Here is a 12,881-nt window from a genome sequence, read left to right as displayed (position 1 = left end):
CACGACCCACCCACATCGTAAAATAATGGACGAGAAGACCGAGGAACTCCGTGACATCTTCATGGATGTCACCGACGAATCAACCGTCACCGAACGCCAAGAGGAGACCCACGGGTCGCTGAGTTCGGAGACGGCCATCGACGACCGGTTGGCGGAGGTCGTCGGACGGATGCGAGACCGCTACGACTTCACGACGACGCTCTCCGACGACGAGTTGGTGAGCGTCGTGCGGGGGTTCTACGCCGGCGACTCCGACGCCGAAATCGCCCGCGAGCTGGGCGACGCCTCGCTCGGCAAGACGGTCGCCCGCGCCCGCATCGACCTCCACCTCCTGCGCGAGTCCGACGAGGACGCGCCGTTCGACTTGGCGGACCTCCGGGACCTCCTCGACGACGACGCCTCAACCGGCGAGTGCGCCGCGGAACTCGACGTGAGCGAATCGACGGTCCGTCGCTACCGCCGCGTCATCGACGCCAAACAGCAGCGACGCACCGTCAACGACCAGTTCCGCAACGAGTTCGAGAACGTCCTGCAGGACCGCGAACTCTCCGACCGAATGACCGAGAGCCTTCAAGAGGACGGCTTGGACGACGCGACCGAGGGGATGGAGACGAACGTTTCCTTCTGAGACGACCTTTTGCTGCACTCGGCCGCGTCTGAGCCTGCGGCTCAGACGCTCCCTCGCTGGCAAAAGCTCGACCAAAAACACGGCGTCACCGCCTCGGTCGGTCCTCACTTCGTTCGGACGCTCCTTCGACGGTTCCTTGGTCCGCTCGCGTGGCTCGCGGTGAACCGCGCTCGCTTCGCTCGCACGGATGCTAGTTCCGTATCGGTTGGTCGGCCGGGCGTTCGCTGGCGGGTGTGTAGTCGGGCGTCCGCTGTCGGCGGTTGAGCCGGGCGTTCGCCGTCGGAAGTCTGACCGAGCGTCCGCTCGCGCCTTCGCTTCGCTCGGTCGCTCGCTGGCCGTTCTAGGTTGAAGGAACATTTTCCGTTCTTTACCACGTCTATAGTTGGGCGAAGTTTATCTCGGAAGCCGGGACGATCCGCTCCCGTGTCGAAGATTCCGTTCAGCGACCTCGAAACCGCGGCGTACTGCCCGCGGAAGTTGTACTACCGGCGGCGCGAGGACGAAATCGAGGTTCCCGACGAGGTGGCCGAGCGGCGGGAACTCGCCTTTCGCTACGCCGACCTGTTAGCGGCCGACCGCGACGACCTCGCGGACCTGCCGCTCGCGGTCGGTCCCGACGAGTTCCGGTCGAATCTGGAGTACGCGCGCCGGCGCTTCGACGCCGCGTGGTCCGAACTCCGGGACCCGAGCGACCGCGAGCGCCTGACCGAGGGCAAGGACTGCCGAGGTATCGTCCACAAGGTCCTCTCGCTCGACGCGCCCACGCCCGCGATGGTCTTCACCGGCGACCCGCCCGAGGAGGGCGTCTGGCGACCCCAGTCGGTCCGACTCGTCGCCGCGGCGAAGGCGCTCTCGTGGGAGGCCGAGGAGTCGGTCGAACGCGCGTTCGCGGAGTACCCCACCCACGGCGTGATTCGGGAGGTCTCCATCGGCACGCGCCGGAAGGCCGCCTACCGGACCGCGGTCGAGGCCGCCCGGACGCTCGACGGTCCGCCGCCGCGCCTCACGAACGACGCCAAGTGCGGGGCCTGCGACTACCGGGCGGAGTGCGGCGTCAAAACGCGGTCGCTGAAGTCGCTACTCGGTTTCTGAACCGCCGCCGTTCGCGTCGAGCCACGCCCGCACGTCGTCGGCGTTCGGCCCCTCGCGCACGATGGCTCCGTCCGCGACGTTCACGACCGTACTCCCGGTCCCGCCGGTCTCGCCGCCGTCCACGACGACCGCCGCGGCCGCTCGAATCTCGTCGTCCACGTCCGCGACGCGGGTCGCGCTCGGCCGCCCGCTCACGTTCGCGCTCGTGGCCGTGACGGGTGCGGTCTCGCGCAGGAGGTCGAGCGCGACCTCGTGGTCGGGCACGCGAACCCCCACGCGAGAGCGCCCGCCGGTCAGCACGTCGGGGACCGGCTCGCGCTTCTCGCAGAGGACGGTCACGGGGCCGGGGAGGAACTCGCGCATGAACCGCTCCTCGCGGTCGGTCGCGCGGACGTACTCCAGCGCCGACGTCACGGTGGGCGCCGCGAGCGAAATCGGTTTCTCGCGCGACCGCCGCTTCGCCTCGAAGACGCGCTCGATCGCCGCCTCGTCCAGCGCGTCCGCGCCGAGTCCGTACACCGTCTCGGTCGGGTAGACGACGAGTTCGCCCCTGCGAACCGCGTCCGCCGCCTCCGCTATCGACTCGTCGGTCATGGCGCTATCTCGGGAGGCCGCGGAAAAAAGCGTAGCGTCCGAGGCCGCTCGGAGTTCGACGCCGCTCGCGGTTCGACATCCCTCACGGTTCGACGCCGGTCAGAAGAAGGCGCGCGGGACGCCGGTTCCCTGCACGGCCGCGTCGTTGTCGTAGTCGGACCGTCGCTTCGCGGCGCTCGGCTACAGCTACAGTTCCTCGATAGCCGCTTCGACGTCGTCGTAGTCCGGGAAGTCGGGCCACTCCTCGGCGACCCACGCGTACTCGACGGTCCGGTCCTCGTCCAGCAGGAACGCGGCGGGCCGCGGTTCGCTCACGCCGGCCATCCCGTCGAGGTCGTGGACGATGCCGTACTCCTCGGCGACGCCGTTCTGCGGGTCCGAGAAGAGCCGGTAGTCCATCCCGCGTTCCTCGACGAGTTGCTTGTGGGCGTAGGGGTCCGAAATGGAGAGGCCGACGATCGTGAGGTCGTGGCCGTCGTTGCTCGCGGTTTCACCGCTCGCTTCGTCCGAGGCGCGTTGCGCCTCGCTACCCCAGTTCCTCTCTCGAATCTCGTTCCAGATGTACGTCGCGGGGAACGCCCCGTCCATCGTGAAGAACACGAGCAGGACCGGCCCCTCGTCGGTCAGGTCCGAGAGCGCGGCGTCCTCCCAGTACTCGTCGTTGACCAGCGGTCGGGTGAAGTCCGGCGCGGTGTCGCCCTCCGCGACGTGGTCGGTGTCGGGGAGCGAGACGACGTCGAAGTCCGGCATTACTCGGCACCTCCAGCGCCGTAGGTGTTTTCGAGGTACTCCACGATGTTGGCGCTCTCGCTCATCGTGACGCCCGTGTTCTCGTCCACGATGGCGGGCACGGTGCGCTTGCCCGAGATGCGCTTGACGACGTTGCGGTCGCTGTGCATCGGTTCCACGAAGCGCGACCGGTAGTCGAGGTCGTACTCCTGTAGCTTGTTGACCACGCGCTCGCAGTACGGACACGCCTGCAAGCGGTACAGGGTTATCGCGGACTCGGTGCCGGTTGACTGGCTCATAGACGAGTATTGTTCCGAAAACGCCGTAAGGTCTTCGCTCGCGGCAGTCTCGCGTCACGTCCCGGGAAAAGAATAAAGAGTTAATCCCGTCCACTTGCAAGTTGGATTGTCGAATGGTGCCATTCCCGATGTCTACGGTCGCGTCTGCGGGGCCGACCCCGATAGCGGAAGTATTGGGCGTTCAGGTCTCGACAGCGATGGTTACGTGGGGTGGTGCGATAGTCATCGTCCTTCTCATCGCTCTCTCCGGATTCTTCTCGTCCTCGGAGATCGCCATGTTCTCGCTGGCGAACCACCGCGTGGACGCGCTGGTCGAGGACAAGGTGCCGGGCGCGGAGACGGTCAACGAACTCAAATCCGACCCGCACCGCCTGTTGGTGACGATTCTGGTCGGAAACAACATCGTCAACATCGCCATGTCGTCGATAGCGACGGCTCTCGTCGGTATCCACGTCGAGAGCGCCGGGGTGGCAGTCCTCATCTCCACCTTCGGAATTACCTCCCTCGTTCTGCTGTTCGGCGAGTCCGCGCCCAAGAGCTACGCGGTGGAGAACACCGAGTCGTGGGCGCTCCGCATCGCCCGCCCGCTGAAACTGTCGGAGTACGTCCTCCTCCCGCTGGTCGTCACGTTCGACTACCTCACCCGCCTCGTCAATAAGGTTACGGGCGGGCGCTCGGCCATCGAGACCTCCTACGTGACCCGCGACGAGATTCAGAACATGATAGAGACCGGCGAGCGCGAGGGCGTCATCGAGGAGGACGAGCGCGAGATGCTCCAGCGCATCTTCCGGTTCAACAACACCATCGCCAAGGAAGTGATGACCCCGCGCCTCGACATGACCGCCGTCCCGAAGACTGCGAGCGTCGAGGAGGCCATCGAGACGCTGGTCCAGAGCGGCCACGAGCGCGTCCCCGTCTACGAGGGAAGCCTCGACAACGTCATCGGCGTCATCCACATCCGGGATTTGGTCCGGGAACAGACCTACGGCGAACACGACGAACTCGAACTCGAAGACGTGATTCAGCCGACCCTCCACGTCCCCGAGAGCAAGAACGTGGACGAACTCCTGACCGAGATGCGCGAGAACCGGATGCAGATGGTCATCGTCATCGACGAGTTCGGGACCACCGAGGGGCTGGTCACGATGGAGGACATGGTCGAGGAGATCGTCGGCGACATCCTCGAAGGCGAGGAAGAGGAACCCATCGAGTACGTGGACGACGAGACCATCATCGTCCGTGGCGAACTCAACATCGACGAGGTCAACGAGGCGCTGGAGATAGACCTCCCCGAGGGCGAGGAGTTCGAGACCATCGCCGGGTTCATCTTCAACCGCGCGGGCCGACTGGTCGAGGAGGGCGAGGACATCACCTACGACGGCGTGCGCCTCCGCGTCGAACAGGTCGAGAACACCCGCATCATGAAGGCCCGCGTGACGAAGTTGGACGATCAGGAGCGCGCAGAGGCCGAACCGGACGAGGGAGCCGAGTTCGAGGACAGCGTCGAGACCGAGAGTTGAGGCGTGGTTTCCGCGAGTTTTCCGTCGGCACGTCCGTGAGGATGAGCGGTTCGCTCACACGATTGCAACTCGTAGATAGCAGTAACCGCCGTCGTAGCACGCGATTTCGTTCGGTTTTCGTCGTCGGAAGTGACTTCCAGCGAGGGGTCCGTCGCTTTCGAGCAACCGGTCCCCGACTACAGCGTCTCGATGAGCGCGAAGACGCCGTACCCGACCCCGGTGGCGATGACGAGCGACGCCAGCCACGCCAGCACCGTGTAGCCCATCTTCTCCTTGCTCACGCCGCCGTCTCCCGCGGCGTAGCCGCTTCCCACGATGGCGCTGACGATAATCTCGTTGAACGAGACCGGAATCCCGAAGAACACGGCGACCTGCGCGATGGCGAACGAGGGGATGAGCGCGGCGATGGACCGGCGCGGGCCGAGCGTCGAGTAGTCCTGCGCGAGCGCCTTTATCATCCGGGGCGCGCCGGTCCACGACCCCGCGAGCAGGCCGAGGCCGCCGCCGACCAGCACGGGGAGGAGCGGAATCTCGAAGGGGTCGAGCAGGGGCACCAGCGGGCCGATGGCGAGACCGACCTGCGACCCGCCCGCCGAGAAGGCGACGAGGCTCCCGAGCGCCAGCAGGAAGTGACGCTGTCCGGCCTCCAGATTCCGACGCACGTCCCACGCGAGCAGTCCGGCGAGGACGCCCGCGATAGCGAGCGAGACGACGATGCGGCCGGTCTCGACGCCCGCGACCGGCGGTAGCGAAAGCGCGTCGCCAGCGGTTTCGGCGACCGACTGACTCACGTCCGGCGGGCCGAAGACGACGAACTTTACGTTGGCGATGATGAGGCCGACGAACCCGGCGAGAAACGGGATGACGACCTCCTCGGCGGTGCGCTCCGAGCGCAGGAGCCTCGCGGTGATGTACGCGATGGAACTCCCGACGAACGGAGTGAGAATCCAGAGCGCCGAAATCTGGCGGTACTTCGCCCACGCCGGGTCGCCGCCCATCGCCAGTCCGACGCCGACGATGGCTCCGGTGACCGTGAACGCCGTGGCGATGGGGTAGCCCGTGAACACGCCGATGGCGACCAGCACGGCCGCGACGAGCAGTCCGGTCGTCGCCGCGATGGCGGTCAACTGGACGCCGCCGATTAGCTCCGTACCGACCGCTTCCGAGACGTTCGCGCCCTGCAACACGGCTCCGAAGAAGCCGAGCAAGCCGACGAAGAACCCGGCCCGCATCACGGAGATGGCGTTCGCGCCCACCGCTGGGGCGAAGGGAGTCGAGCCAGACGACCCCGCGCCGATGGCCCACGCCATGAACAGACTGGCGATAGCTGCGATTACCAACGTCACGACGCCGGTTCCGACCATACCGGGAATCTTTCGCCGACGATAAAATAGTGTACCGGCTTGGGCTTCGAGTCGTTCGATTTCTTTCTCCGCTCGCGCTCGACTCGACCTCCGAGAGACCCGCCGCGCTACGTCGTCTTCGAGTGGGACTCCTCGGGTTCCTCGGGCGCTTCGACGCCCTCGGCGGCCTCGGCGGTGTCGGTGCGCTTCTCGGTGGCGACGTGCCAGCGGTTCACCTCGTCCTCGTAGTCCGCCAGCTTCTCGCTGACCTCCTCCTTGAGGTCGTCGTCGTTGATGTTGACCTCGAAGACGAACGTCTCCTCTTCGCCGCCGCGGCCGACCTGCTGGACGTTGGCGCTGATGAGGTCGTTGTCGAAGTAGTAGGGCGCGAGCCGGGTCATCACCTTCTGGTAGACCGTGTCCTCGACCTTGCGGAGCGCCTTCCGACTCGCGGAGTCGGCGGCGCGCGCGACGTAGCTCACCGAGTCCTGCCACTTGCTCACGGCCTCGTCGGTGTCCTCGTCCTCCAACTTCTCGTAGGATTCGCTTATCTTCTCGCCCGCGGTCTTCAAGTCGTCGTCGGGCGCTTTCCCCTTCTTTTCGCCCTCGCCCTCGCCGACCGAGGCCTGCTCTGCGGTCTTCTCCGAGACGTCCTCGCCGAGTCGCTCGTGGTGTTTGGGCCGCCACTCCTCCCACTCGTCGTAGGCGTCGCCGGAGACCCCGGCTTCGCGGAGGGCTTCGGTGATTCGCTCGCCGTGTTCGACGATGTCGCCCCACGTGCCGCGGAGCTTGAAGCCCGAAACGCTCTCTTCCATTATAGTCGGTGACCGTATGGCGCGGGTAGGTTTATCTTTTATCCTTGGCTTCGTCACACGTTACCGATTGGCGGCGTCGGAGGCGCTGCCGGTCGGCCGCTGCGAACCGAATGCGACCGGGTCGGGCGGTCCCGACCGCTTCGCCCGTCCCGACTGGACACACCCGTTCGACGATCGAACTGTACTGACAGTCCTGCTCTTCTGACCGACCCCGCCTCCTGACCGGACGGAAACCGGGGTTTCGGGCGCCCCGTCGCCGGACTTGTCGGCCAGCCGGAGGCTTTATGCTGTCAGTCGTCGGTAACTTTCCCGAATGTCGAACCCACAGCGCACGCTCATCGCCGTCCTCTTTGCCGCGCTCGTCGTGCTGGCGGGTTGCTCCGGCGGCGGGACCGACCCCGCCACCTCGACCGCCACCACCACGACCCACACCGAGGCCGACGCGACCACGACCGACGACCCCGCTACCGCCCAGTCGGTGAACGCCACGGCGGTCAAGTTGTCCGCTGTCGCCGCGATGGCCGACGTCGAGACGTACCGCATCGACGCCCACATCGCCACTCTCGTCTCGTCGAACAACGTCGAGCGCCGGACGGTCACCGACTCGACCGGCACGGTGGACCGCGCCGAGCGCGAACTCCGGATCAACCGGACCGCCCGCGTGGCCGGGCAGTCGAGCAGCGTCTCGACTTACGTGGTGAACCGGACGCTCTACCAGCGCAGCCCGCAGTTCACTCGGGCGTTCTCCTCGAAGTGGATCAGCCGCAACTTCTCGGACAACTTCTCCCAGCGGTGGTCGGCGCTCGACACGCTCACCCGCCAGCGCGAACTCCTGAACATCTCCGACGTCGAGTTCGTCGGCCGGAAGACGGTCAACGGCACCCAGACCTACGTCCTGCGGGCCACCCCCGACCCCGAGCGGTACGCCAACCTCTCGGCCAACGTGACGAACCGACGGGTCGGCGAGGTCCGGAACGTCTCGGTCACCTACTGGCTCTCGACCGACACCTACCTCCCGGTCCGGTCCAACACCACGATCAACTCCACGGTCTCCGTGCGCGGCCGCCAGATGGACCTCCACCAGGAGGCGACCCTCCGGTTCTCGGGCTACGGCGACGACGTGTCGATTCGGCTCCCGCCGGCCGCCGAGACCGCGGTCTCGCTCGGCGACCGGTCGAACGAGACGACCACGACCGGCGCCGACGATCAGTCGACGACCACCGGTGCAACCGCCTGACATGGCCGCGTCCGCTCCGACCCCCGCGGCGCTGCTCGCGGCCGCGTTGCTCGTCGTCGCCGGCTGTACCGCCCCGACGAGCGTCACCGAGGACCGGCGGTCAGTCGCCGACCGGGCGACCACTGCGCCGCCCGCCACCGCCGGCGAACGGCCGACCACGTCGGCTCCGTCCGCGACGACCGCCGCGAACGCGACGGCCGGCGGCGACAACCGGACCATCGAGGCTCGGGGTGCGCCGCTCCCGGTGAACCAGACCCGAATCTTCGCCCGCGTCCAGCGCGTCCTCGGCACGAACGTCACCCGACCGGAGTACGTCTACGTGGTCGAGGACCGGTTCGGCAACGCGACGACCGACAACGACACCGCGACCGACGACGCCGACCGGTCGCCAGGGCTCTACCGGTTCTGGCGGCTCGCCGGGGTCGAGTCCGAACCGACGCTCGACCGGTCCGAGCGCCGCCGGATTCCCAACGGCGCCACCACCCTGTTCGGCGGCATCCGGCTGTACCCGTCGGCCAACTACACCGCCTCGTCCATCGAGTGGGTGCTGGCCCACGAGTACGTCCACTACATCCAGTTCAAGAACCGGCGGAGCGCCCAGCTCCGCCGGACGCTCTCGGGGGGAACCACCGACGACCGGTTCGTGATTCGGAGCGTACTGGAGGGCGCGGCGGTGTACGCGACCGACGCCTACCTCCGGCGGTACGTCCCCGGCGACCGGCTCAACTCCGAGTTCTACACCGAGTACGCCCGACAGCTCGCGCCGGGCAGCCGCCAGCGGTACGCCAACCTCCGGTACATCGCCGGCCACCGCTACGTCGCGGGGCGAATCGACTCGCCCGCCCGACTGGCGGCGGTCTACGACCGGCCGCCCCGGACGAGCGAGCAGGTGCTCCACGGCTACCCGCCGGGCGCCGAACCCGCCCGACCGATGCCCGTCTCGGTGAATCTGACCGGGTCGGCCTGGCGGCGGGCGGGGACCGACACGCTGGGCGAGGCGTTCGTCCGCGTCGCGCTCCGGACCGGACTGAACGAGTCGCGGGCCGCGTGCGGGGCCGCCGGCTGGGGCAACGACACGCTCTACACGTTCCGGCGCGCGTCCGGCAACGCCAGCTACGCCTGGGTACTCCGGTGGGACGACTCCGAGAACGCCAGCGAGTTCGCCTCGGCGTTCGCGGCGTCGCTCGACGCTCGCGCACCGGCGACGAACGGGACTTGGACGGTCGACGGCGCGACGATGGACGTTCGGTCGCCCGGCGGCGCGTGGACGGTCGTGCTCGCCGGCCCCGAGGGCTTCGTCCGCGGGACGGACCTGACCGTCGAGGATGGGAACCTGTCGGTCGGGGTGGCCGAGCGCTGAGTCCGGTTCGGCCGGGGTTCAGCGACCGTACGTCAGCCGGGTCGCCACCTCGTCCAGCCGTCGCTTGAGTCGGCCGAGCCACAGAACGTGGCGGTTGGCGAGTCGCAGCTCCGACTCCGAGACCTCGATTCGGTCGCCGTCGAAGGGGTCGCGGCCCGGTCGCTCGTCCGGCGCGTCGCCCTCCGTCATCGAGACGACGCTGGTCATCGAACACCGCCCGCACGCCTCGGTTCGTTGGTCGTCCATGGGACTGTCTTGCACGGAGGTTGGGCGTCCGGAATCTTAAGATTTCGGCGGGCGGTCCCGCCGACCGGGGCGCTCGCCCGTCCGAGGCTATTTAACGCACTGTGGTCTGTGGTCACACATGGGATACCACGTCATCGACCCGGAGTCGGTCGAACCGACGCCGGACCGCCCCTGCGTCCAGCGCGCGGTCGGCGACGTCGCGGGGCTGGAGAACGTCGCGCTCAACCTCTACGAGGTCGAACCGGGCGAGCAGATTCCGCTGGCCTACCACTACCACGACGACCAAGAGGAGGTCTTCTACGTCGAGTCGGGCGAACTCCGCGTCGAGACGCCCGACGGCGAGCGGGTCGTCCCGGAGGGCCACCTCTTCGTCGTGGAACCCGACAGCCCCCAGCGCGCGTTCGTCCCCGAGGACGCCGACGAGACGGTCCGGACGCTCGTCCTCGGCGCACCGTCCGTGGACGACGTGCACGCCTACGACCCCGACGCATGAGCGACGGTGCCTCGGACCCGACCGATTCGGAGAACGGAGCGGAGGTAACCGTCGGGGGCGAGACCGTCCCCGAGGCGGCCGTTCCCGACGACGTGCCCGAGTGGGACGACGAGTACCTCGACCGGGTGAGCGACCGCCTGATGTTCAGCTTCGACCTCGAACGGAAGTTCGACGTCCGCGGCAGGACGTTCGAGATGTACGGCGAGATGCGCATCGAGTCCCAGAAGCAACTGTTCCACGCGGCGCTCAACTACGGCAACCACGAGAAGCGCGAACACCTCTTCGTCCGCCGGGCGGACGACGTCTCTCGGGCCGACCTCGAATCGCTGGTCGGTCTCGGTCACGACCTCGCCGACGAGTGGATCGACGCCGACGAACGGCACTTCGGCACCGACTTCACCTTCGTCGTGGTCGCGCCCGAGCTTCCGGACGACGTCCGGTCGTTCGTCTCCGGATTCCGGGACCGGACGCTCCTGAAGTTCGGTTACTACGGCGATTACGAGGTGAATCTCGTCGTGGTCGCGCCCGACGAGGAGGAAGCGGTCGAAAGCGAGGAAGCGGAGGTGGCGGCGGCGTTCAGGCTCTGGGAATCGCTCGACGAAGTCGACGAGTCGAAGGGACTCCTCGACCGTCTGTTCGGCTAGTCGTCGGACGGTCCTCCCGTGACGGCCTCGCGGTCGAGGCCCTGTCGCGCCTGACGGATGTTTCCGATGCCGAGGCGCACGAGTTGGACGATGAGTCCGACCAGCACCAGCGCGATGACGCTCTGGAGCACGAGCGAAATCGTCGCGAAGGTGCCGCCGGCGTCACCCGCCATGACGGTCGTCGGGTTGCGGTAGAGTCCGATCCACAGCAGCGCGATGACCGTCACGCCGAGCATGAACACCAGCGGCACGCCGGTGCTCACGAGCTGTTTGCTGTCGTCCCAGTTGGCGAGCCAGATGGTCGCCACGAGGAGCGCCAGCGCCGCCAGCGACTGGTTCGCCCCGCCGAACAGCGGCCAGATGTTCGACCACGTCCCGCTGGCCACCAGCAGGTAGCCGGCCAGCGAGAGCACGCCCGCGTTGACGTAGCGGTTCGTGACGGTCTCCTGCGTCGAGCTTTCGGGCGTGCCGACGATTTCCTCCATCATGTACCGGCCGAGTCGCATCGCGGTGTCGGTGCTGGTCAGCAGGAAGCTGACGAACACCAGCCCGATGAACGTGGCCGCGGCGGTGATGCCGAGGCCGAACACCGACAGGAGCGCGCCGCCGCCCGCCGGGAACGTCACCAGCGCGGAACTCAGCGAGTCGGTGCCGCCCGCGATGATGGAGACGGCGATGATGGCCGTGACGGCGAGCAGCCCTTCGCCGAGCATCCCGCCGTACCCGATGAGCCGGGCGTCGGTCTCCCTGTTCAGTTGCTTGGCGGTGGTCCCCGAGGAGACCAGCGAGTGGAAGCCGCTGATGGTCCCGCACGCGATGGTCACGAAGAGGAACGGGAACAGCGGTCCGAGTTCGGAGTGGACGAACCCGGTGTACGCCGGAATCTGGGTGGTCAGCGACGTGACCTGAACGCCCTCGATGCCCGCGGAGGGCACGTTGACGGTGGTCCCGCTGAAGCCGACGAGCGTGCCGACGATGGCCGCGAGAATCATCCCGCCGACCCCGGTGTACAGCAGGCTCGACGTGAGGAAGTCGCGCGGCTGGAGCAGCACCCACACCGGCAGGACGCTCGCGCCGAACGCGTACAGCACGGTCACGAGCACCCAGCCGGCCATGTTCGGGTTGGCCGCCTCCGCGAGCGGGAGCCATCCCCCGCCCTGACCGAACAGGACGATGGTGTCCGCGGGGAGGTTCGACCGCGCGAACAGCGCGATGGGGTACTCCAGTCCGACCCACACGCCGCCGAACACCATCGCGACGAACGCTACCGCGCCCGGCAGGAACGGCAGGTCGAGTTGGTAGAGGTACACCCCGAACACGACCGCCAGCGCGATGTAGACTATCGACGCGGTCGCCGTCCACGGGAACGCGTCGAACACCAACCCGATGAGGTACGCGAACGCCGCTATCACGAGGATGATGGTCAGGTACGCGAACCACAGCAGCATGTTCTTGCCGCTCTCGCCCACGTACTGGCCGATGATGTACCCGATCGACTTGCCGTCGTGACGGACGCTCGACGACAGCGACATGAAGTCGTGGACCGCGCCGAACAGCGGATTCCCGACGGCGACCCAGATTACCGCCGGCAACCAACCGAACGCCGCCGCCGCGGTGATCGGACCCGCGATGGGTGCGCCGCCCGCGATGCTCGAATAGTGATGCCCCAACAGCACCGGTTTCTTCGACGGGACGTACTCCTGCCCGTCGTCGTACTTGTGCGCCGGAGTCTCACGCTCCTCGTCCAACTCGACGAACCGGGCCAAGTACTTCGAGTAGCCGAGATATCCCGCCGTGAACGTTACCAGTGCCGCGACCGCCATCCACATCACCTGTACCATGTGAAGTCACCTCACGACAATATAACGAAAAAGAATGTAT

At 67.3% G+C, this 12,881-nt stretch carries 14 protein-coding genes; 7 read left to right on the top strand and 7 right to left on the bottom strand.

The genetic code is table 11. From position 1 onward, the window contains the following. Window positions 1-25 precede the first annotated feature (25 nt). Both M0R88_RS06475 and M0R88_RS06470 read left to right on the top strand, forming a co-directional pair. Window positions 26-628 (top strand): conditioned medium-induced protein 4, encoded by a 603-nt coding sequence (locus M0R88_RS06475; RefSeq protein ID WP_248656133.1) that lies wholly within the window; start codon window positions 26-28, stop codon window positions 626-628. Window positions 629-1,051: 423 nt separating this feature from the next. Continuing rightward, window positions 1,052-1,720, top strand: coding sequence for a CRISPR-associated protein Cas4 (locus tag M0R88_RS06470; RefSeq protein WP_248656132.1), 669 nt, complete (start codon window positions 1,052-1,054; stop codon window positions 1,718-1,720). On the opposite strand, the gene M0R88_RS06465 is transcribed toward M0R88_RS06470, so the two are convergent. The 3 genes from M0R88_RS06465 to M0R88_RS06455 all read right to left on the bottom strand — a co-directional run bounded on the left by M0R88_RS06465 (window position 1,706) and on the right by M0R88_RS06455 (window position 3,342). Beyond that, window positions 1,706-2,314 carry an L-threonylcarbamoyladenylate synthase gene (locus M0R88_RS06465; RefSeq protein ID WP_248656131.1) on the bottom strand — a complete coding sequence of 203 codons (609 nt, stop codon included), beginning with the start codon at window positions 2,312-2,314 and terminating at the stop codon, window positions 1,706-1,708. The genes M0R88_RS06470 and M0R88_RS06465 overlap by 15 nt on opposite strands. Window positions 2,315-2,500: 186 nt before the next feature. After that, window positions 2,501-3,064 (bottom strand): redoxin domain-containing protein, encoded by a 564-nt coding sequence (locus tag M0R88_RS06460; protein ID WP_248656130.1) that lies wholly within the window; start codon window positions 3,062-3,064, stop codon window positions 2,501-2,503. Beyond that, window positions 3,064-3,342 carry a glutathione S-transferase N-terminal domain-containing protein gene (locus tag M0R88_RS06455; protein ID WP_248656129.1) on the bottom strand — a complete coding sequence of 93 codons (279 nt, stop codon included), beginning with the start codon at window positions 3,340-3,342 and terminating at the stop codon, window positions 3,064-3,066. Before M0R88_RS06455 ends, M0R88_RS06460 begins: the two co-directional genes overlap by 1 nt. Window positions 3,343-3,470: 128 nt before the next feature. On the opposite strand from M0R88_RS06455, the gene M0R88_RS06450 reads away from it, so the two are divergent. After that, window positions 3,471-4,862, top strand: a complete 1,392-nt coding sequence (locus M0R88_RS06450; RefSeq protein ID WP_438267220.1) for a hemolysin family protein — start codon at window positions 3,471-3,473, stop codon at window positions 4,860-4,862. Window positions 4,863-5,038: 176 nt separating this feature from the next. On the opposite strand, the gene M0R88_RS06445 is transcribed toward M0R88_RS06450, so the two are convergent. Both M0R88_RS06445 and M0R88_RS06440 read right to left on the bottom strand, forming a co-directional pair. Further along, on the bottom strand, window positions 5,039-6,226 hold the full coding sequence (locus M0R88_RS06445; RefSeq protein ID WP_248656127.1) for an inorganic phosphate transporter: 1,188 nt from the start codon (window positions 6,224-6,226) through the stop codon (window positions 5,039-5,041). A 107-nt stretch (window positions 6,227-6,333) separates the two neighbouring features. Next, window positions 6,334-7,020, bottom strand: coding sequence for a DUF5828 family protein (locus M0R88_RS06440; RefSeq protein ID WP_248656126.1), 687 nt, complete (start codon window positions 7,018-7,020; stop codon window positions 6,334-6,336). A 313-nt stretch (window positions 7,021-7,333) separates the two neighbouring features. On the opposite strand from M0R88_RS06440, the gene M0R88_RS06435 reads away from it, so the two are divergent. Next, window positions 7,334-8,257 carry a DUF7537 family lipoprotein gene (locus M0R88_RS06435; protein WP_248656125.1) on the top strand — a complete coding sequence of 308 codons (924 nt, stop codon included), beginning with the start codon at window positions 7,334-7,336 and terminating at the stop codon, window positions 8,255-8,257. Next, window positions 8,244-9,617 (top strand): hypothetical protein, encoded by a 1,374-nt coding sequence (locus M0R88_RS06430; protein ID WP_248656124.1) that lies wholly within the window; start codon window positions 8,244-8,246, stop codon window positions 9,615-9,617. Before M0R88_RS06435 ends, M0R88_RS06430 begins: the two co-directional genes overlap by 14 nt. 18 nt (window positions 9,618-9,635) lie before the next feature. Here the strand turns inward: M0R88_RS06430 and M0R88_RS06425 are convergent, their stop codons facing one another. After that, window positions 9,636-9,863: a DUF8007 family protein gene (locus M0R88_RS06425; protein WP_248656123.1), complete on the bottom strand. Its 228-nt coding sequence runs from the start codon at window positions 9,861-9,863 to the stop codon at window positions 9,636-9,638. A 118-nt stretch (window positions 9,864-9,981) separates the two neighbouring features. Here M0R88_RS06425 and M0R88_RS06420 point away from each other — a divergent pair, with 118 nt between their 5' ends. Further along, window positions 9,982-10,356, top strand: a complete 375-nt coding sequence (locus M0R88_RS06420) for a cupin domain-containing protein (protein ID WP_248656122.1) — start codon at window positions 9,982-9,984, stop codon at window positions 10,354-10,356. Next, the gene (locus M0R88_RS06415) at window positions 10,353-11,000 is read left to right on the top strand and encodes a DUF8052 family protein (RefSeq protein WP_248656121.1); all 648 of its coding nucleotides are present in this window, start codon (window positions 10,353-10,355) and stop codon (window positions 10,998-11,000) included. The genes M0R88_RS06420 and M0R88_RS06415 overlap by 4 nt, the downstream gene beginning before the upstream one ends. Here the strand turns inward: M0R88_RS06415 and M0R88_RS06410 are convergent. After that, a complete protein-coding gene (locus M0R88_RS06410) occupies window positions 10,997-12,841 on the bottom strand; it encodes a carbon starvation CstA family protein (RefSeq protein ID WP_248656120.1) in 1,845 nt (614 codons plus the stop codon). The two genes, M0R88_RS06415 and M0R88_RS06410, sit on opposite strands and share 4 nt — an antisense overlap. Between the last annotated feature and the right edge of the window lie 40 nt (window positions 12,842-12,881).

Origin of the sequence: Halorussus gelatinilyticus (assembly GCF_023238445.1) — an archaeon.
GTDB classification, from domain to species: Archaea; Halobacteriota; Halobacteria; order Halobacteriales; family Haladaptataceae; genus Halorussus; species Halorussus gelatinilyticus.
Note: the sequence above shows the minus strand (reverse complement) of the source record. Positions and strands in the feature narration are given on the sequence as shown.

Excerpts from the sequence above, each read along its gene's own strand:
- M0R88_RS06415 (WP_248656121.1), top strand. The coding sequence starts at position 10,353 with ATGAGCGACGGTGCCTCGGACCCGACCGATTCGGAGAACGGAGCGGAG.
- M0R88_RS06465 (WP_248656131.1), bottom strand. The coding sequence starts at position 2,314 with ATGACCGACGAGTCGATAGCGGAGGCGGCGGACGCGGTTCGCAGGGGC.
- M0R88_RS06425 (WP_248656123.1), bottom strand. The coding sequence starts at position 9,863 with ATGGACGACCAACGAACCGAGGCGTGCGGGCGGTGTTCGATGACCAGC.
- M0R88_RS06440 (WP_248656126.1), bottom strand. The coding sequence starts at position 7,020 with ATGGAAGAGAGCGTTTCGGGCTTCAAGCTCCGCGGCACGTGGGGCGAC.
- M0R88_RS06475 (WP_248656133.1), top strand. The coding sequence starts at position 26 with ATGGACGAGAAGACCGAGGAACTCCGTGACATCTTCATGGATGTCACC.
- M0R88_RS06450 (WP_438267220.1), top strand. The coding sequence starts at position 3,471 with ATGTCTACGGTCGCGTCTGCGGGGCCGACCCCGATAGCGGAAGTATTG.
- M0R88_RS06455 (WP_248656129.1), bottom strand. The coding sequence starts at position 3,342 with ATGAGCCAGTCAACCGGCACCGAGTCCGCGATAACCCTGTACCGCTTG.
- M0R88_RS06410 (WP_248656120.1), bottom strand. The coding sequence starts at position 12,841 with ATGGTACAGGTGATGTGGATGGCGGTCGCGGCACTGGTAACGTTCACG.
- M0R88_RS06460 (WP_248656130.1), bottom strand. The coding sequence starts at position 3,064 with ATGCCGGACTTCGACGTCGTCTCGCTCCCCGACACCGACCACGTCGCG.
- M0R88_RS06435 (WP_248656125.1), top strand. The coding sequence starts at position 7,334 with ATGTCGAACCCACAGCGCACGCTCATCGCCGTCCTCTTTGCCGCGCTC.
- M0R88_RS06420 (WP_248656122.1), top strand. The coding sequence starts at position 9,982 with ATGGGATACCACGTCATCGACCCGGAGTCGGTCGAACCGACGCCGGAC.
- M0R88_RS06445 (WP_248656127.1), bottom strand. The coding sequence starts at position 6,226 with ATGGTCGGAACCGGCGTCGTGACGTTGGTAATCGCAGCTATCGCCAGT.